Annotated in this window: 13 protein-coding genes and 1 tRNA gene; 8 read left to right on the forward strand and 6 right to left on the reverse strand. The window is 60.0% G+C overall.

What is annotated here, in order from left to right; all coding sequences use genetic code 11:
* The first annotated feature begins 134 nt into the window (after window positions 1-134).
* Both QP977_RS10530 and QP977_RS10535 read left to right on the forward strand, forming a co-directional pair.
* Complete coding sequence (locus QP977_RS10530) at window positions 135-1,004, forward strand: DoxX family protein (protein ID WP_016422909.1); 870 nt, start codon at window positions 135-137, stop codon at window positions 1,002-1,004.
* A 133-nt stretch (window positions 1,005-1,137) separates the two neighbouring features.
* Window positions 1,138-3,582: a HelD family protein gene (locus QP977_RS10535; protein ID WP_284847292.1), complete on the forward strand. Its 2,445-nt coding sequence runs from the start codon at window positions 1,138-1,140 to the stop codon at window positions 3,580-3,582.
* A gap of 113 nt (window positions 3,583-3,695) precedes the next feature.
* Here QP977_RS10535 and QP977_RS10540 read toward each other — a convergent pair whose 3' ends face one another.
* Together QP977_RS10540 and uvrB are read right to left on the reverse strand one after the other, a co-directional pair.
* Window positions 3,696-4,136, reverse strand: coding sequence for a universal stress protein (locus QP977_RS10540; RefSeq protein ID WP_005511992.1), 441 nt, complete (start codon window positions 4,134-4,136; stop codon window positions 3,696-3,698).
* 132 nt (window positions 4,137-4,268) lie between these two features.
* Window positions 4,269-6,401, reverse strand: a complete 2,133-nt coding sequence (gene uvrB, locus QP977_RS10545) for an excinuclease ABC subunit UvrB (protein WP_016422912.1) — start codon at window positions 6,399-6,401, stop codon at window positions 4,269-4,271.
* 398 nt (window positions 6,402-6,799) lie between these two features.
* Between uvrB and QP977_RS10550 the strand changes: the two genes are divergently transcribed.
* From QP977_RS10550 to QP977_RS10560, 3 genes are all read left to right on the forward strand, one after another.
* Window positions 6,800-7,684: a DUF559 domain-containing protein gene (locus QP977_RS10550; RefSeq protein WP_049193954.1), complete on the forward strand. Its 885-nt coding sequence runs from the start codon at window positions 6,800-6,802 to the stop codon at window positions 7,682-7,684.
* Window positions 7,685-7,778: 94 nt separating this feature from the next.
* Complete coding sequence (locus QP977_RS10555) at window positions 7,779-8,468, forward strand: hypothetical protein (RefSeq protein ID WP_242458675.1); 690 nt, start codon at window positions 7,779-7,781, stop codon at window positions 8,466-8,468.
* Window positions 8,469-8,572: 104 nt separating this feature from the next.
* Window positions 8,573-9,787, forward strand: coding sequence for an aminotransferase class I/II-fold pyridoxal phosphate-dependent enzyme (locus tag QP977_RS10560; protein ID WP_284847293.1), 1,215 nt, complete (start codon window positions 8,573-8,575; stop codon window positions 9,785-9,787).
* Here QP977_RS10560 and coaE read toward each other — a convergent pair.
* The 4 genes from coaE to polA form a co-directional block, all read right to left on the reverse strand.
* Window positions 9,720-10,361, reverse strand: coding sequence for a dephospho-CoA kinase (gene coaE / locus QP977_RS10565; protein ID WP_069359775.1), 642 nt, complete (start codon window positions 10,359-10,361; stop codon window positions 9,720-9,722). The genes QP977_RS10560 and coaE overlap by 68 nt on opposite strands.
* 33 nt (window positions 10,362-10,394) lie before the next feature.
* Entirely contained in the window at window positions 10,395-11,504 is a 1,110-nt protein-coding gene (locus tag QP977_RS10570; protein ID WP_436628357.1) for a glutathione S-transferase family protein, read from the reverse strand.
* 378 nt (window positions 11,505-11,882) lie between these two features.
* Window positions 11,883-13,346 (reverse strand): 30S ribosomal protein S1, encoded by a 1,464-nt coding sequence (rpsA, locus tag QP977_RS10575; protein ID WP_005510285.1) that lies wholly within the window; start codon window positions 13,344-13,346, stop codon window positions 11,883-11,885.
* Between the two features lie 282 nt (window positions 13,347-13,628).
* Window positions 13,629-16,259, reverse strand: coding sequence for a DNA polymerase I (gene polA, locus QP977_RS10580; RefSeq protein WP_187406572.1), 2,631 nt, complete (start codon window positions 16,257-16,259; stop codon window positions 13,629-13,631).
* 459 nt (window positions 16,260-16,718) lie between these two features.
* Here polA and QP977_RS10585 point away from each other — a divergent pair, with 459 nt between their 5' ends.
* From QP977_RS10585 to QP977_RS10595, 3 genes are all read left to right on the forward strand, one after another.
* On the forward strand, window positions 16,719-17,309 hold the full coding sequence (locus tag QP977_RS10585; protein ID WP_070652661.1) for a TetR/AcrR family transcriptional regulator: 591 nt from the start codon (window positions 16,719-16,721) through the stop codon (window positions 17,307-17,309).
* 210 nt (window positions 17,310-17,519) lie between these two features.
* The gene (locus QP977_RS10590) at window positions 17,520-18,497 is read left to right on the forward strand and encodes a DUF368 domain-containing protein (RefSeq protein ID WP_101738854.1); all 978 of its coding nucleotides are present in this window, start codon (window positions 17,520-17,522) and stop codon (window positions 18,495-18,497) included.
* A 50-nt stretch (window positions 18,498-18,547) separates the two neighbouring features.
* A tRNA-Leu gene (locus QP977_RS10595) sits at window positions 18,548-18,621 on the forward strand.
* Window positions 18,622-18,787 lie beyond the last annotated feature (166 nt).

Raw genomic sequence — 18,787 nt, forward strand, 5'->3', positions numbered from 1 at the left:
CAGCCGGAGCTTCTGAAAAACTCGTCATTCCCGCGACATAAATAGGCCGGGCTGCGTAGGATTAATAGTGAATTACAGCGACCAGATGGCCAAAAACACGGTTTCACCTGGACGACAAAGGAGATGGAATTTAGATGATTCGCAAGTTTGCCCGACCAATGCTGGCCTCGGTTTTCGTTGCCGACGGTGTCGACACGCTGATGAACCAGAAGGATCATGAAGAGGGCGCACGCGACCTGATTGCCCGCGTCCGCTCCGTAACCCCGAACCAGTACAACAAGTACGTGCCAAATAGCGAGAAGCTGGTTGTCCAGGTCGTCGCTGGCACCAAGGTTGCTGCGGGTTCCCTCTACGCTCTGGGTAAGGCCCCACGCCTGTCCGCCACCGCTCTGGTCGCTGCACAAGTTCCGACGATGCTCGCTCGCCACGCATTCTGGGAAACCCAGGATTCGAAGGAGAAGGCGGCTCGCCGCACTGGTTTCCTGACCGACATCGGTTTGCTGGGCGGCCTCTTCCTGGCTACTGCTGACACCGACGGCAAGCCGGGTGTCGCTTGGCGCGCTGAGAAGGCAGGCAAGCAGCTGAACAAGAAGGTTCAGGCTGCCCTGCCGACCAAGTCTGAAACCGAGCAGCGCACTGAGGAAATCAGCGCAGCCTTCGCTTCCGCCGGCGAGAACGTCCGCGAAAAGGCCGGCCTGCTCCGCGACCGCGCTTCTGAGGCCACCGATGGCGCTCGTGAATACGTCGAGGACAACAAGGACGGCTGGCGCGAGCAGCTCACCGACGCCTTCGACACCGCTAAGAGCTACGTCGAGGACAACAAGGACGACTGGATTGCCAAGGCCACCGAGCTCGCTGAGGACGCGCGCGACTATGCCGAGGACCTGGGCAAGGATCTCAAGAAGGACACTCGCAAGCAGCGCAAGGAACTGCGCAAGCGCGCAGCCAAGGCTTCCAAGGAGGCCAAGAAGTCCGCAAAGAAGGCGCAGAAGCGCCTGCAGTAAGTTTGCTGCCGCAGTTAAAGCGGTATACTTAAACGCTCCCCACGCCACTACGCGTGCGGGAGCGTTTTCATATTTTTATATTCATTCAGCACATCAGTTAGCACTAATTTTGCGATTCGTTGAGGAGACCAGGTTGGCGTCGCGCGCATCCGAGCCCGGGCAGGACCAGACAGGCCGCATTGGCCGCACTGGCCAGGCAGGTCTGCCGGACCAGGCAAGTTCAGCACCACAGCGAGAAGAAGAGAGTACCCTCGCTGCCGAACAGGCCTACGTCGATCGTGCGTTCAGCTTCCTCGACCGGGCACGCGAGCGCGACCAAGAGTACCTGCGCCAGGTCATGCTCATCGACGACCCAGACCCGCAAGCCCGCGTTGAACGCGAGGTGGAATACCACCGACTACAGGCTAATCTGGACCGCTACCGCTCAGCCGAGATTGGCCTGGTCTTTGGTCGAATCGATATCGATGACACAGACCCCGACAATCCTTTGGCAGAGGAAGGGCCGGGGGCGACCGTCGATAAGCGATACATCGGGCGAATCGGCCTGTCCGATGAAAACGACGACTACCGCACGGTCATCATGGATTGGCGTGCCGACGGTGCGCGCCCGTTTTACCTGGCCACGACCGCGCATCCCGAGGGAGTCAGTCTGCGCCGACACCTGCGCACTCACGGCCGGAAGGTCCGCAGCATTGACGACGAATGGCTCTCCGGCGAGGAAGCCGACAGCGCACACGAGACCGAAGTTGAAGCGGGCGTCGGTGGCGAATCGGTCCTGCGGGAGGTCATGAATCAAGCGCGCACCGGCCATATGCGCGGCATTGTGGAGACCATTCAGCGCGAGCAGGACCTCATCATCCGCGACTCCACCCGCGGCACCCTGGTCGTCCAGGGCGGTCCCGGCACAGGCAAGACGGCAGTGGCGCTGCATCGCGTCGCATGGCTTCTCTATACCTACCGCGATCAACTGGCGAAAACCGGTGTCCTCATCATCGGCCCGAACACAACCTTCCTCGACTACATCTCGCGCGTGCTGCCGAGCCTCGGCGAAACGGGCGTGGTACTGACCACCATTGCCGATCTCTACCCCGGCGTGCGCGGTTCCAACGCGCTTATCGACGGACACAACCCCGAACCCCTGGTTGCGCAGGAAGTTAAGGGCTCGATTGAGATGCTCACTATCCTGCGCGAAGCCGTGCGGGCCTACCAGGAGCTCCCCGCGGAACCTCTTGAAGTCCGGAACGACAACATCACCCTGACGATCACACCTGACATGGTGAAAACTGCACGCACGCGTGCGCGGCGGACTCGGAAACCCCACAATCTGGCCCGGCCGATTTTCCGCGATCACGTGGTGGAGCTCCTGGCCGCGCAGATGGCCGAGGTCATCGGCGCCGACCCGCTGGGCGGCGAGAACCTGCTGTCCGTGACCGACGTTGCCGACTTACGTGACGAAATTGACGAATCGGGAGCAGTCGCCGACATCCTCGACGAGCTGTGGCCTGCGCTTACGCCCGAGCGGGTGCTGTCGGAGCTGCTGAGCTCTCGCGAGGCCATCGACTACGCCGCCACCGATTACGACGAGCTGACGCGCGAGGCTCTCTACCGGCCGGAAGGCACCGACTGGATGCCTTCCGACGCCCCGCTTCTCGACGAGCTGGCGGAACTCCTCGGCCCGGTTGGTGAATCGGAGGCCGATGAAGAGGATTGGCAGGCCCGCGTCGAGGAAGCGCAGGGCGCGTTGGATACCCTGTCCAGTTCTGCGTCCCAGGATCTTGACGACGGCTTCGAGGCCGAGATCTTGTCAGCGTATGACGTCATCGATGCCGAGGCACTGGCCGAACGCCACCGTGAGCGCGACCTGCGATCCACCGCCGAGCGGGCGGCGGCGGATCGTCTGTGGGCCTACGGCCATGTCATCGTCGACGAGGCTCAGGAACTCTCCGCGATGGCCTGGCGAATGCTGCGCCGCCGCAGCCCCAACGGCTGGATGACTCTCGTCGGTGATGTGGCTCAGACGGGCTCCCCCGCAGGTGCCGCGACCTGGGACGATGTGCTGGAACCCATCATCGGATCGAGGTGGCATCTCCACGAGCTAACCGTCAACTACCGCACCCCAGCTGAGGTGATGGAGGTTGCCGCCAGCGTCCTGGCTGAGATTGACCCGGAGCTGGAGGCGCCGCAGTCGATCCGCGCGACCGGCCGCAAGCCTGTTCAGGCCCACACCGTCGCGGAGGCTCTGACGCATGTGGAGCAGGTTGCGCAGCCGGACCGCCTGGTCGCTGTAATCGCGCCCGCCGAGTTGCTCGAAGCCACGCGCGCGGAGGTGCGGGATTTTCTCGGTGGCGGGGCTGGTGGAGCTGGTGACAGCAAACTCACCAACTGCGCGGTCTACGACATCACGACCTCAAAAGGCCTGGAATTCGACGAGGTCATCGTCGTCGCGCCCGACCAGATTGTGGCACAGTCTCCGCAGGGACTACAGGACCTGTACGTTGCACTGACTCGTGCGACCCAGGGGCTCGTGGTCGTCGATAAGCAGCGCCCTGAGCATCTGCCCGAGCTGGGCCGGGCCTAACCGCTCGGCCAACGCGCCCCTATCTCCGCACCTCGCGCGCAAGAAGAAAACCGGCACCTCAACCCAAAGGTGCCGGTTTAAAGCGAAAGCTAAACTGTTAGCTCACCGTTTTATTAGCTCACAGTGTGAACAATCATGACGTCACAGTCCGACTGACGAGCAACATCCGCCGGCACGGAGCCCAGCAGACGACCAGTCAGCGAGTTAATGCCGCGGTTACCGACCACCAGCAGGTCAGCGCGGCGGTCGGTGACCAGGGACATCAGAGCCTCAACCGGGGAGCCGGAGCGAACCTCGGTCTCAACCTTGGTAGCGCCGACGGCCTCTGCGGCCTCCTTAGCAGCAGCCAGGTTCTTCTGAGCCGGATCATCACCGAGGACCTGAACTGAATCCTGGCGCAGGGTCTTGGACGCATCCTCTGCAGTCTCGTAGTAAGCGCAGCCGATAACCAGGGTGGCATCGAAAGCAGCAGCAATCGAGGCAGCGCGCTCTACTGCGAGCAGCGACGACTTAGAACCATCCGTGCCGACAACAATGGTCTTGTAATCACTCATGAAAACTATCCCTCACTGTGGAAGTTGCATTAAAACAGTTCATCGTGCGTAACGCCGTCGTTGCCCCGAACCCACTGGCCAGAGCCACTTTCGCGAATACACTGTTTTACTTCCCACAACAGTAGCAAAAAACTACTCGACACCGGCCTCAATCATCCCCTTAAGTTCCTTCTTGAGGTCGAAAATCTCATCGCGCAAGCGCCCCGCGAGCTCGAACTTCAACTCTCGCGCAGCCGCGGCCATCTGCTCCGACAGGTCCGCGATAAGCGCCTCGAGCTCAGCCCTCGGCATCTGCTTACCGCTGGCACCATCGGCCGCGCCCGAGCCGTCGGCACGCGAGAGCAGCGCATCAGCGGCCGCACCGGTCTTGCCTTCGTAATCGGTGTCAGCGTTGTCGTAGACCTGATCCAGAATGTCCGCGATCTTCTTGCGCAGCGGCTGCGGATCGATGCCATGCTCAGTGTTGTAAGCAATCTGCTTTTCGCGGCGGCGCTCCGTCTCGTCGATGGCGAACCGCATGGAATCGGTGATCTTGTCGGCGTACATGTGCACCTCGCCGGAGACATTTCGCGCGGCACGACCAATCGTCTGAATCAACGAGCGCTCCGAACGCAGGAACCCCTCCTTGTCGGCGTCGAGGATTGCCACCAGCGAAACCTCGGGCAAGTCCAGCCCCTCGCGCAGCAGGTTAATGCCGACCAGCACGTCGTACTCGCCGAGACGCAACTGCCGCAGCAACTCAACGCGCTTGAGCGTATCAACATCCGAGTGCATGTACCGCACCTGCACACCATTTTCGAGCAGGTAGTCGGTCAGATCCTCCGCCATCTTCTTCGTCAGGGTGGTCACAAGAACGCGCTCGTCACGCTCGGTGCGCTTTCGGATCTCGCCGATCAAATCATCGATCTGCCCCTCAGTAGGCTTAACGACGATCTTGGGGTCCACCAGCCCAGTCGGACGAATAACCTGCTCCACATACTCGCCACCGGTCTTTTCGAGCTCATAGTCACCCGGCGTTGCGGACATGAACACGACCTGGCCCACGCGGGCATCGAATTCGTCGAACGTCAGCGGGCGGTTATCCAACGCCGATGGGAGGCGGAAACCGAAGTCGACGAGGTTGCGCTTACGGGAGGCATCGCCCTCGAACATGCCGCCAATCTGCGGCACGGTGACGTGCGACTCATCGATGATGGTGAGGAAGTCCTCCGGGAAATAGTCAATGAGCGTCGCGGGGGCCGAGCCCGGCGCGCGACCATCGATGTGGCGCGAGTAGTTCTCAATGCCGGAGCAGAAGCCGACCTGTTCAATCATTTCGAGGTCGTACTCCGTGCGCATGCGCAGACGCTGTGCTTCCAGCAACTTGCCCCGGTTTTCCAGATCCGCCAGGCGTTCGGCGAGTTCGGCCTTGATGTCCGCGACGGCCCGTTCCATCCGCTCCGGGCCTGCGACGTAGTGCGTAGCTGGGAAGATGCGCAGCTCAGGGACTTGGTCGATGACGTCGCCTGTGACTGGATTGAGGTAGTACAGCGAATCAATCTCGTCGCCGAAGAACTCCACCCGCACGGCCTTTTCTTCGTAGGCCGGGATGATATCGACCACGTCACCTTTTACTCGGAAGGTGCCGCGGGTAAAGGCAATGTCATTGCGGGCGTACTGAATGTCCACCAAAAGGCGCAGGAACTGGTCGCGGTCGACTTCCTCGCCCTCCTTCAGCCACACCGAACGGTCGAGGTATGACTGCGGGGTACCCAGGCCATAGATGCAAGAAACAGAGCTGACGACGACTACGTCGCGACGCGACAGCAGCGCTGAAGTAGCCGAGTGGCGCAGGCGCTCCACGTCCTCGTTGATGGAGGAATCCTTTTCAATATAGGTATCGGTCTGCGCGATGTAGGCCTCGGGTTGGTAGTAGTCGTAGTACGAAACGAAGTACTCGACCGCGTTGTTTGGCAGCAGGCTGCGGAGCTCATTGGCCAGCTGGGCCGCAAGCGTCTTGTTCGGTGCCATGACGAGGGTTGGCCGCTGCACCTTTTCGATCAACCACGCTGCGGTGGCTGACTTACCGGTGCCCGTGGCACCCATCAGGACTACCTCGCGCTCGCCTCTATCTAGGCGCTCCGACAGTTCCGCGATTGCCTGCGGCTGGTCGCCCGAGGGCTCGAACTCGCTGATGACCTCGAAGTTTCCCTCAGCGCGCTCGACTTCACCGACGGGACGGAACTCCGAGTGCGCGAGGACGGGTTGCTCTGCTGCAAATGCCATAGTTCCCAGCGTAGCGAAGGCTGTCTTGAAAGCGGCTGGTTACGTTACTTCCTGGGGCTTTGGGCTGTCCAGGGCTGGGGCCCAGGGGCTTAGGAGCGGCTGTCGAGTTCCGGACCAACATTAAAATCGGCACAGATTTGGACAAGGCTGGCATAAAGTCGCTGCCAGGCCAGCAAAGGCGGGTTCCGCTTCACCAGCTGGCCCTTAGTGCGCATGGACTGACTCCTGGTGAAGCGCAAGCCGTCTTATCGATGGTCCGCGGCTGCGGCTGCGAGGCTGCAAGGCTGCAAGGCTGCGGGAGGCCTGGGTTATCCACACCCTGAAAGTTGTCCACAGATTGGACGTGGAGCCTCTCTCACAGAAAATCCCCTGGGCCGAAAAAGCTTAGAGTCCCGACCATGGGAAGTTTCACCACGGCCGAGTTGCGTGCACTCGGCATCGGAGAGAAAAAGACCAGAGCCCTCCTACAACAAGGCAGGCTAATTAAATTGGTACGTGGCCTCTACATTGACGACCACTCTCCCGCCTCAGTCGCCCGAGCAATCACGGGGCATTACAAAAGCATTGCGCTAACCGGTAAAAGCGCAGCTCAAATCCACTTGAGACTTCCCCTGACACTTCCTATCCAGGCAGAAGGCGCGGGATCAGTTCAGGCCGAGACCTTCTCCATTAGGCACAGCCGCCTACCGTCCTACACCAGCATCAATGGCCTCCCAGTTGTCGAAGCACTCTGGGCAGCACGAGCTTCAAAAGACTATGCACGCAGAATCCTGGAAACACACTACGCCGGCCGGGACGGCGAGAAGCGACTCAACCACGACCTCAGCCGGATGCGGAAAGTTCCCGCCTGGCTGCGTGAAACCATCGCCACCACGCCAATCGGCTCATGCAGCGAACTCGAGCGCAAGCTGGCCCGTCCACTAATCAAGCGCGGGTACCGCATCCGAATGAACCAGTACATCGGCCCCTACTGCTTCGACATCCTGCTTGACCAGTGGAAAATAGCTATCGAAGTCGACTCAGAGACGTACCACGCTAACGAGGACTCGTTCATCGCAGATCGCTGGAAGGCCAACTCCGGCACGCTGCACGGCTGGATAGTCCTGCGGTTCACAGACTCATGCATCAATTGGAATCTCGACAGTGTCCTCGACGAAATCGAGCAGGCAATTCGATGGGTGCAAAAGCGCCGTCCCCGCGTGGACTATAAACCAGGATGGCCTGCCTGTCAGAAAGTTTGGGAATGGAATCCAACGGTTGGCTACGCCAATAAGCAGCGATAAACAGCCGATATCGCGAGATAAACAGCCATCCACTTGCCAAATTGTTATTTATTTTGTAATGAAAACTGACCGAACAGCAACTAGCCTGGCGCCTATGAACACTTCGCGCCGCACACCAGTCCACACGCCCGCTACGACTCGCCCAGGTTCCACCACTCGAAAAGCAACCTCACACCGAGCCCTTGTGGCCGGCATCCTCGCTACCACCGCATTGGCTTTCACCGCCTGCTCAACACAGGAAACTGAAGCAGCGCCCGAATCTGCTGCTCCGGTTGAAACCACTACCGTTACTCAGACCGAGGATGGCGTGTCTGACAAGAGTTCGGGCAACACGCCAAACCCAACCGGTTCCGCACCGGACCAGGGAGGCGACACAACGACGGCGGAGACTGGTGGCACGTCGACGTCGTCAAGCGAAAGCGGCGACAACGGCGACGGGAGCGAGCTTCGTCAGGACATGACCGCTGAGATCTACAACAACCCCTCGCCGGGATCCACCTTCACGGCGGCGGGCGAACAGGCAACCACCTGCATCTACGGCGATGGGTACGGCCTCAACCTCATCGCAGCGGGCCCGAATACCAGCTGCGACTTTGCGAAGGCCGTTTTCAACCAGCAGACCGAGGGGCTTAACGCCTCGGAGGACAATATCCGCGACCACCTGCAGCCAAACATCAAGGCCAAGAGCCCCGCGACCGGGAAGACCTACGACCTCAGCTGCAGCACACAAGACGACGTTGTCGTGTGCACCGGCGGCAACAACGCGAAGATTTACATGTACTAGCGCACCAGGTGGCGGTCGGCAGTCGGTGCAACTGCTGGCCGCCAGCCGCGATTCGCCGATGGGGAATCGCAACAAGCCCGCAAACTCCCGCCTACAGTGAAACCATGACCGTTTCCCGCTTGCGCCCCTTCGGCGAGACCATCTTCGCCACCATGTCCCGCCTCGCCACTGAGCACGAGGCAATCAATCTTGGACAGGGCTTCCCCGACTGGGATGGGCCGGACGAGGTGCTCGCGGAGGCGCGACATCAGATAGCTGGAGGAAACAACCAGTACGGCCCCGGCCGCGGCATGAAGGTGCTCCGCGAGGCTATCGTCGCCGATCGCGCCCGCCGCACGGGGCAGGTCTACGACGCCGACACCGAATGCCTCGTCACGGTCGGCGCCACGGAGGCGATTGCCGCCACCGCCTTGGGGCATCTCGAACCCGGCAGCCACGTCATCGTCATCGAGCCGTACTACGACTCGTACAAAGCCGTCATCGCACTGGCTAACTGCACATATACCGCGGTGCCGCTCATCCCCGCAGCTTCCGGCACGGCACGCTCCTGGTCACTCGACCGCAGCGCGCTTGCCGATGCCGTCACCGCTAAAACGGCCATGATCATCATCAATTCGCCGCACAACCCCACCGGCACCGTCCTCACGGACGAGGACTTGCAGGCCATCGCCGATGTCGCCATCGCAAACAATCTACTCGTGCTTGCCGACGAAGTCTACGAACGCCTGTACTTCAACGGATTGTCACACTCTTCCATCAGCGCTCTGCCCGGCATGCGCGAGCGAACCATTGTCGTGTCCAGCGCCGCAAAAACCTTCAACGTCACCGGATGGAAGATCGGCTGGGCGCTGGCCCCGACCGAACTACTCGATGGCGTCGTCAAGGCCAAGCAGTTCTTGAGCTATGTCGGCGCCACTCCCCTTCAGCCCGCAGTCGCCCGTGGCCTGCAGGAATGTGCCCCATGGGTGGACGAGCTGGCGGGTCAGCTCGAGGGCAACATGCGGCTCCTCGCCGATGGGTTGGAGGGCCTTGGCGCCGACGTCTTCACGCCGCAGGCAGGGTATTTTGTCGTCGCCGATGTCTCGAGCTGGGGGCTTGGCGACGCCCTGGAGACCTGCACCCGCCTGGTCAAGGAATGCCGCGTCGCAGCCATCCCCGTCACCGCTTTTGTGGATGACCCAGAGTCAGAAAAGTACCGCTACCTGGTGCGGTTCGCTTTCTGCAAGCGCGCCGAGGTGATTGAGGAGGCTATCATCCGGCTGCGGGATTATCTTGCTGCCCGGCCTGCAGCTGGCGAATCTGATTCAGCGGCTGAATAATCCGCTCCCAAATCCGGTCGACCTGGCGCACGAGGTCCTCCTCGGTGCCTGAGTTTTCCAGAACCACGTCGGCGAACTGCAGGCGCTTGTCATCGCTGATTTGCTTAGCGATGCGCTGCTTCGCATCCTCTCGGTCTACACCGCGGCTTTCCACCAGACGGTCGAGACGGACCTCCACCGGGGTATGCACAACTACGACGAGGTCCTGTGCTTCCGACTGCCCCATTTCAATCAACAGCGGAGAGTCAAAAACAATGATGGCGTCACCTGCCGCGTTGAACTGCTCTTCGGTGCGCTGCTCAATACGCGGATGGGTGATGGAGTTCAGCAGCTCCGTCTTCTCCGCGGATACGAAGGCCCGCTTCGCAAGTTCGCCGCGGTTGAGGGAGCCGTCGTCAAGCAAAATGCCCTCGCCGAAAGCTTCGGCGAGTTCGGCCAGCGCCGGTTCCCCGGGTTCGACGACATCGCGAGCGATCTGATCAGCGTCGATGATGACAGCACCGAGCTCGGCAAACCTACGGGCGACCGTAGATTTCCCACTGCCCATGCCACCGGTTAGTCCTACTTTGAGCATGTCTCTAAGGGTACGTGGACACGCCCCCGCACGTTAGTGCTTTACGACGAGATCCTCGATGCGGTGACCCTCTTCAACGGGATCTGGGTTGACTGGGGCCGGGGCGGTGCCGTTACCGAATGGGCTGCCACCAAGGGCCTCACGGCCGTGCGGCTGGAGCAGGTCAGAGAGCTCCGGCCCCTTCGGGACAATCCCTAAAGGATTGAGGTCGCGGTGGACCTCGTAGTAATGGCGCTTGATATCGACGAGGTCAGTGGTGTCGCCGAAGCCCGGAGTCTGGAAGAGATCACGCAGGTAGTTGTATAGAACCGGCATCTCGGAAATCTTGCTCCGGTTGCACTTGAAGTGGCCGTGGTAGACGGCATCGAAGCGGATCAGGGTCGTGTAAAGGCGAATGTCGGCCTCAGTGATGTGGTCGCCCATGAGGTAACGGCGGGTCTCTAAGCGCTCAGAAACCTTGTCTAGGGCATCGAACAGCCGGTCGTAAGCCTTGTCGTAGGAGTCCTGCGAGCCTGCGAAACCACAGCGGTAGACGCCGTTGTTGATCTCGGTGTAGATGAACTGCATAAGCTCATCCATTTCCTCGCGCATCTCCACCGGGTAAAGATCCGGGGCGCCTTCGCGGTGGAACTCGGTCCACTCGGTAATGAAGTCCAAGGTGATCCAGGGAAAGTCATTGGTCACGACCTCGCCCGACTCGATCTCGACGATGGCCGGAACAGTAATGCCGCGCTGGTAGTCCGGGAAACGCTTGAGGAATGCCTCCTGGAGGCGCTCGTAGCCTAGTACTTCGTCACGGCCACCTGGTCCCTTGTCGAATGCCCAGGAGCGGGCATCGTGCACTGGCCCTGGAATTCCGACTGAAATTGCATCTTCCAAGCCGAGCAACCTGCGAACAATAAGCGTGCGATGCGCCCACGGGCAGGCGCGAGCTGCAACAAGGCGGTAGCGACCGGCTTCAACGGGCCACGTCTTAATTCCGTCGCCTACCTCGCGACCGTTCTTAACAATGCGGTCGTTGATATAGCGGGTGTCGCGGTTAAAGTCCTTGCCCTCCTGGGAGTACACACCACCGGTGGAGTGGGAGGAATCCTCTACCTGGTTAGCGTTATCTACCTGCTTGGCTTCGTCCTTTGTTGTCATGTCATCAATCATATGGGCAGAAAGATAGGCTGTCAACGGCAGTAAGGGCAGCCAGAGCCACCAAAATCGACAAGGCCACCAGGACATTAGGGCCCTTAGGGCCAATAGGACGGCTTGCGCTTCGCCAGCAGCCCGTTACTGTGCAGCAAGCCACTTCTGGTGAAGCGTAAGCCCGCCCTAGGCAACAGCGGTGCCCCCTTCATGGCCCAAAGCTCCATCATCCGGACCAAAGATGCAGCAAGCCCCCAAGCCGCCGCTATAAGAACAAGGCCGAGCAGGTGCCCGTCGTAAAGCAAAGAAGGCACGAAAAAGCCCCAGCGAGGAAAACCTCGCCGGGGCGACTTCTCAAAGGGACGTGTAAGCCCTTAGCGGCCTAGCTTAGTTGCCAGCCAGCTTCTCGCGCAGAGCAGCGAGCTGCTCGTCGGAAGCCAGGGTGCCGCCTGCGTTGTCTGCAGCCGGTGCGGCCGGAGCAGCCGGGGCTGCCTCGCCGGACTCGGAGGAGTAGTTCGAAGCGGTCTCTGCAGCCTCGGCAGCTGCAGCGCGGTGACGCTCGATCTGGGCAGCGTGCAGCTGGTGGTGACGCTCTGCCTCTGCGTAGCGAGCCTCCCACTCTGCGCGCTGGGTCTCGAAGCCCTCCATCCACTCGTTGGTCTCCGGGTCGAAGCCCTCCGGGAAGATGTAGTTGCCCTGCTCGTCGTAGGAGTCACCCATGCCGTACTTGGTCGGGTCGAACTCTTCGGTGAAGTCCTCGTCAGCCTGCTTGAGGGACAGGGAGATACGACGACGCTCGAGGTCGATGTCGATGACCTTGACCATGACCTGCTCGTCGACGGAGACGATCTGGTCCGGAACATCGATGTGGCGGGAAGCCAGCTCGGAGATGTGAACCAGGCCCTCGATGCCCTCCTCGACGCGGACGAACGCACCGAACGGAACCAGCTTGGTGACCTTGCCCGGAACAATCTGGCCGATTGCGTGAGTGCGGGCGAAGACGCGCCACGGATCTTCCTGAGTAGCCTTCAGGGACAGGGAAACGCGCTCGCGGTTCAGGTCGACCTCGAGAACCTCGACGGTGACCTCGTCGCCAACCTGGACAACCTCGGACGGGTGGTCGATGTGCTTCCAGGACAGCTCGGAAACGTGAACCAGGCCGTCAACACCGCCGAGATCGACGAATGCGCCGAAGTTGACGATGGAGGAAACGACACCCTTGCGGACCTGGCCCTTCTGCAGCTGGTGCAGGAACTCGGAGCGGACCTCAGACTGGGTCTGCTCGAGCCATGCACGGCGGGACAGAACGACGTTGTTGCGGTTCTTGTCGAGCTCGATGATCTTGGCCTCGATCTCCTGGCCGATGTACGGCTGGAGGTCGCGGACACGACGCATCTCGACGAGGGAAGCCGGCAGGAAGCCGCGCAGGCCGATGTCGAGGATCAGGCCGCCCTTGACGACCTCGATGACGGTACCGGTAACCGGCTCGTCGTTCTCCTTGAGCTGCTCGATGGTGCCCCAAGCACGCTCGTACTGAGCGCGCTTCTTGGACAGGATGAGGCGGCCTTCCTTGTCTTCCTTGGTCAGGACCAGCGCGTCGATCTCATCGCCAACTTCGACCACTTCGTCAGGGTCGACATCGTGCTTGATGGACAGTTCGCGGGAAGGAATGACACCTTCAGTCTTGTAGCCGATGTCGAGAAGAACCTCGTCGCGGTCAACCTTAACGACGGTGCCTTCAACGATGTCACCATCGTTGAAGTACTTCATCGTCGAGTCGACAGCGGCCAGGAAATCCTCAGCGGTGCCAATGTCGTTGATGGCAACCTGAGGGACGTTAGAAGTGGACATATAAGATGTGCTCCGAAGCGGATAGAAATCGAAAAACGGACAATTTCGGCCTTGCCCCTCAAAGAAACCCCTGGACAACCGGGCCAAATCCGCTTTCGGCGAATCTCACCATTGGCAATTAGTTAACCCGATGTCCATGAAGCTCGAGGCTGCAAAGTCGGCACGCTAATGCATACCTAGCGAACAATACCGATTTGAGCTGCGACATTCAAGTCCGCAACACATCCACGGCAAGCCCGCGACAAGTCCACCTACCAGCACTACGGCCCGACCTTCGCACCACTAATGTGCAGCAGTATCCCAATTCACACCAGCACCGATCGAAACATCCAACGGCACCAACAATTCAGCTGCCGAGTCCATCTCGCGATGCAACAGCTCCTTGATGGCTCCCTCTTCCCCATCTGCAACTTCAACAACCAATTCGTCATGAACCTGCAGGAGGACACGTGAGCGCAACCCGCCCCGTCGTAAAGCATCGTCGACCCGGAGCATTGCAATCTTAATAATGTCTGCCGCCGAGCCCTGGATCGGCGAGTTCAATGCCGCGCGTTCCGCGTTATCGCGAGCGATGCGGTTGTCGGCGTTGAGTTCCGGCAGGTAGCGACGACGATCGAACATCGTGGCCGTAAAGCCGTCCTTGCGCGCCCGCTCAACAACCTTGTGCAGATAATCGCGCACACCACCGAAGCGCTCGAAGTAGTCCTCCATGAGCTTCTTCGCCTCGCGCTGCGGAATGTCGAGCTGCTGAGCCAGACCAAAAGCGCTCAGACCATAAGCCAATCCGTAGCTCATCGCCTTTACACGACGACGCAGCTCAGGCGTAACCTCATCGATGCCGACGCCGAAGACCTTCGAGCCGACGTAGTTATGCAGGTCCTCGCCCTGGCGGTAGGCCTCAATCAGCCCCGGATCCTGCGATAGGTGCGCCATCACGCGCATCTCAATCTGCGAGTAGTCCGCGGTGATCAGCTGCTCATAGCCATCGCCGACCACGAACGCCTCACGAATCCGTCGCCCGAACTCCGTGCGCACCGGGATGTTCTGCAGATTCGGCTCCGTCGACGACAGACGCCCCGTCGCCGCGACCGCCTGATTAAAAGTCGTATGAATACGGCCATCATCAGCGACAGCCTTAATCAGCCCCTCCACGGTCGACTTCATCTTCTGCGACTCGCGGAACTTCAACAGGTAATCCAGGAACGGATGCGGGTTGACCTTCGCCAGCCCCTCAATTTCCTTCGCCGCCGTGGAATAGCCCGTCTTCGTCTTCTTTGTCTTGGGCATTCCCAGCTGGTCAAACAGAACCTCTTGCAACTGCTTCGGCGATCCGAGATTCAGCCCAGGCTTATCGACGAGGTTGCGAGCCTCACTCTCCGCCTCATCGGTAGCCGCCTGCGCCTGCTTGCGGAGCTCCTCGAGCGCATCAACATCGACAGCGATACCGGCGCGTTCCATCCGACCCAGCACTGGGGCGAGCGGGACTTCCAGGTCGGCGTACACACTGTAGAGCCCGGCCTCGTCGAGTTCGACAGCCAATCGCTCAGCCAGGTCGATGACGGCGGCGACATGGGAAGCGTCTTCGGTCGGGCCATCGAGCAGGGTCATCTGGCCATCGGCCTGCGAAAGAGTCTGGCCCAGGTGACGCTGGACGACATTGTCCAAGCTGTAGCTGCGCTGGCTTGGGCGCAGCAGATACGCAGCCAGGAAGGTGTCGTGGATGACCCCTGCCAGCTCGAAGTCGTAATTCCAGAGTGCATGCATGGCCGATTTAGAGTCATGCACCAACTTCGGATGGTCGCCAGCGAGCCACTCGCGCAGTGCGTCAGCATCTTCAGTGGAAAGCCCGCCCAAGTCGAGAGAAACAGCCTGGCCGGAGGTCTTGCCTTTCTCATCGGCGGAGCCAATCATCAGAGTGTGCTCCCCGACCTGCAACGCGGCCGGCTCGTGCAGATCATCGAGCCAAGCAGCCAGGGCGCCGTCGTCAAGCGAAACAGCCTCGAGCTTTGTCGCACTGTCGCTGGTGGAGGCGGTGACGCCCGCGCCTTCGATGGAAAGGGTGCGGAAGACGCGTTCGCGAAGGTTGTCGCCGAATTCGAGGCGGTCGAAGAAGTCGATGATTCCCTGGGCGTCGGCGGGACGGAGCTCGAGCTCGTTCGGACCGTACGGCAAGGGCAGATCCTTGACCATTTCGGTGATGTCGCGGTTCAGCTGGACGTTTGCGACGCGCTCGCGGAAGTTATCGCCGACTTTGCCGCGGATTTCGTCAGCGTGGTCGATGAGGTTTGCCAGCGTGCCGTACTGAACAATCCACTTCGTCGCGGTCTTCTCGCCGACCCCCGGAATGCCCGGGAGATTGTCGGAGGGGTCGCCGCGGAGAGCCGCGAAATCCGGGTACTGAGTCGGCGTCAGACCGTACTTCTTCTCGATAGCAGCAGGCGTGAAGCGATGCAGCGTGGTGACGCCGCGCATTGGATAAAGCACCGTCGTGGTGTCGTTGACCAACTGGAACGAGTCACGGTCACCAGTGACGATGAGCGTTTCGAAGCCCTCAGGCTTGGCTTGGGTAGCCAACGTCGCGATAATGTCGTCGGCCTCGTAGTTGTCCTTTTCCAGCGTGACGATGCCCATCTCTTTCAGCACCTGCTGAATAAGCGGCACCTGACCACGGAATTCCTCAGGAGTCTTCTCACGCTGAGCCTTATACTCCGGGAAGATCTCGTTGCGGAAGGTCTCGCGGGCGACATCGAAGGCGACCGCCACGTGCGTGGGCTTTTCCTCGCTGAGGATATTGGACAGCATAGAAAGGAAGCCGTACACCGCGTTCGTTGTCTGACCACCGGTGGTTGAGAAATTATCCACCGGAAGGGCAAAGAACGCGCGGAAGGCCATGGAATGACCGTCGATAAGCATGAGGGTCTTCTTCATGACATCCCAGTGTAGGAAAATATTGAACAGCGTAGGAAAACTGAGATGCGCGCTGAGGAATCGCGAGCTGCGGAGGATGAGCTGTTGGCCGGTCAGCTTCAGTGAACAATAATTACGGTAATCAGGCTGCATTTTGAAACGGATTCAGCAGCCCCTTAGTCCACCTGAACAGTGATTCGCAAGAGTGAGCCTCTCGAGCGTCGCTTGGCACCTGGTTTCAGTTTCCGAAATGCTGTAATCCAACTTTAATATTCGCCTTATTTTCCTGGAGTTTTTCCATATTTTCCAGCGATTGTTCAACAGCATGCACGGAACCTGCCCCAAATGAGGCACCTAGAAATTACCCCCTCTTTGAGGTGGCCGCGAAAACATATCACCACGTCCTGCGCATGCCTCTGAAATCAATTGGCGTAGTTACGCTTTCATGGCTTTAGACTCTTCAGCATGAGTGAGTTCGATTCGACCGATTTCCAACGGAGCGCCCAGTCCACCCGCGACCGCATCATCGCGGCTGCAGCTCGGCACTTCGCGCGCAAGCCTTTGCGAAGCGTGCCGCTGAAGGAAATTGCCAGCGATGCGGGCGTTAGCGCGCCGCTCATCATCAAGTACTTCGGCTCCAAAGAAGGTCTCATGGCCGAACTGATTGACTTCAGCCAGTTCAAAGGCACACTCAGCCGAGCTCCCTTCAATGAACTTGGCCAGCGGATGGCCAGCGCTATTTTGACTGGTCAAGGAATGGCCGGACAGTCCATGATTCCGCTGATTGTCGGGTCCCTCGACTCCGAGGAAACTGCAAAAGTCATCGCCGAGCGGTTCAATGAAGCTGTTGCAGATGACTTGATTCGCCGCGTCGAAGAGGACGGACCGGAAGACGTTAGCCACGATGCTGCTGTGCACCGCAGCCAAATGGCTATTTCCCTCTGCGTCGGATACCTAGTTCTTTCTGATACTGGCCTAATCGATGAGGCCAACGCACCGAGGATTTCGGTGGAGGCCCTGGGCAGCTGCCTGCAGCAGATCATCGAACACGGCTAAGAACTGAGCACGGCTAAGAAAGCAGCTCCACTGCCCACCGTCTACTGCCCCCCCCCCACTGCCACCGACTACTCCTGCGTAACTCACTGAATCAGCAGCGCCACCCCAGGCGCTGCTTTTTTGTTTTGTGTCTTTAATCGCACCCCGAAGCTACTAATACACACACGGAAATACGCTTCTTCTCAGGTGGAAGACATACAATGGCCTGCGATGTCTACTGAAAATACGAGCGCTCCTGGCGCAGAGTCGACCACGCTGCCGACCACGAGCCCCTACTCTGAAATCCCGAAGCCGACCCCGCTGGGTGTCATCGCCAACGCAGTTCGCGGTGGCCTCATTGGTCTCGCCGAGACGATTCCGGGGGTCTCCGGCGGCACCCTTGCGCTGATCACGGGCATCTACGGACGCCTGATTGAATCGGCCAAGCGCATCACCGATCTGCCGCGGGCAATGTCGAAGGGCACCTTCAAGGAGGACCTACGCAGGATCGACTGGTGGCTGCTCATTCCGGTGGCTATCGGCATGGTTGCCATGGTCTTCTCCATGGCAGGCGTCATGGAGAACTTCGTCACCAACCAACCAGTCGCTTCCCGAGCACTGTTCATGGGCATGATCGCCGCCTCGATCACCATGCCGCTGAACGAGCTACAGCCAGGCGCTCTGCGTCAGCCGGGCATGCGCGGCAAGGCCATCGCAGTCTTCCTGTTCTTCAGCATCGCCCTGTTCGCGCTGACCTCCCTCCCCCAGGCCGCACCGACGCAGCCGCCTCTCTGGCTCGTACTCATCGCCGCCTCGATTGCCGTGTGCGCACTGGTTCTGCCGGGCGTTTCGGGCTCTTTCTTCCTGCTGGTCATCGGACTCTACGCACCGACCATGGGCGCAATTCACGACCGTGACTTCGCCTACATCGGCACGTTCTTCGTCGGCGCGCTGATTGGCATCGTCCTGTTCATCCGCCTCCTCGAATGGCTGCTGAGTACGCACCAGGCGCTCACGTTGGTCGCCATGTCCGGCCTCATGCTCGGTTCACTGCGCGCTCTCTGGCCGTGGCAGACCGAAAACAACGAGCTCCAGGGCATCGGCTCCGACTGGGGACTCGCCCTCGGACTGTTCATTCTCGGCGCCGCAATCGTCAGCGTCGTCGCTTATGCGCAGCGCCGTTTTTCTAATTCGGGGTCGATGGACTAAACTAGTCAAAGTCGCTTCGATAGAGCATTTTCGCTTATCGACGGCTTTGCGCCCCTGTAGCCCAATTGGCAGAGGCAACGGATTCAAAACCCGTCCAGTGTGAGTTCGAGTCTCACCGGGGGCACGATTTTAAAACCCGCCTTCACCTGACTTTTAGCCTGGTGGGGGCGGGTTTTTGATTGGGTTAGTATTCACTATCTTTCACTCTTTTTCGGGTTAAGTAAAGAAAAGTGTGTCTTTTCCGGGCGTGTTGCGGTTATTTGATCCAGCCTTTTTGGATGCCGAGGTTG

The organism is Corynebacterium sp. MSK012, assembly GCF_030232435.1.
In the GTDB taxonomy this organism is placed as follows: Bacteria; Actinomycetota; Actinomycetes; order Mycobacteriales; family Mycobacteriaceae; genus Corynebacterium; species Corynebacterium jeikeium_D.